This window comes from Bradyrhizobium sp. WSM4874 (assembly GCF_055811835.1).
Window position 1 is genome coordinate 1 of the sequence record NZ_JBVVPR010000184.1, and the last position, 684, is coordinate 684.

General features: G+C 61.7%; 1 protein-coding gene. It reads left to right on the forward strand.

The features are described 5' to 3' along the window. Window positions 1–354, forward strand: a 354-nt coding sequence (locus AC0L3P_RS39945; RefSeq protein ID WP_473309453.1) for a transposase, incomplete at its 5' end; no start/stop codon positions are given. Window positions 355–684 lie beyond the last annotated feature (330 nt).

A 684-nucleotide genomic window follows, 5' to 3' on the forward strand; every position in this document is an offset into this window, starting at 1 on the left:
GCCCTAACGTTCCGCCACACGATCGATGACCCCTCGCGCTTCCGATCGGCTTCGACGGTCGGCGCCTACCTAGGCCTTACGCCGAGGCGCAGCCAATCCGGCGAAACCGACACCAACGGAAAGATATCTCGATGGGGCGACCGGCTTCTCCGAACTTACTTGTTCGAGGCCGCCACTGTCCTTCTTTATCGAACCAAAAAGTGGTCTTCCCTAAAGGCCTGGGGCATGAAGCTCGCCAAGCGGATCGGCATGAAGAAGGCAAAGGTCGCCATCGCCCGAAAGATCGCCGTGATTCTCCACTGCATCTGGGTCGATGGCACGTCGTTCGACTGGGGCCAGCCGAAGCCAATCTGATATTTGCTCGCAAGTTCCTGGTCCGGTCCGCCGGACTGGCGATGTCCCGCTGGGACGGTGGTCGTGGTGACCTCGGTCAATCGGCTGGTGGCGGTTCGCCCGCACTCCGCTGCAAACGTTGAGGCGCCCGATCCGGACATCATCATGAGGCGCTCGCGACCTCGGAAAGGACCATGACCCCAGCTACGACATCAACCCAACCCGACGAAGCCGCCAACGACGTCGATTGCCAAGCCCGCTAGGCAATCGTCTCGCCATCCGCGATCGCTCCGTCTCCGCAACCTGACCAGCTCCGACGGAGCAATCGCTACCGGCGTGTCACTGGAGAGA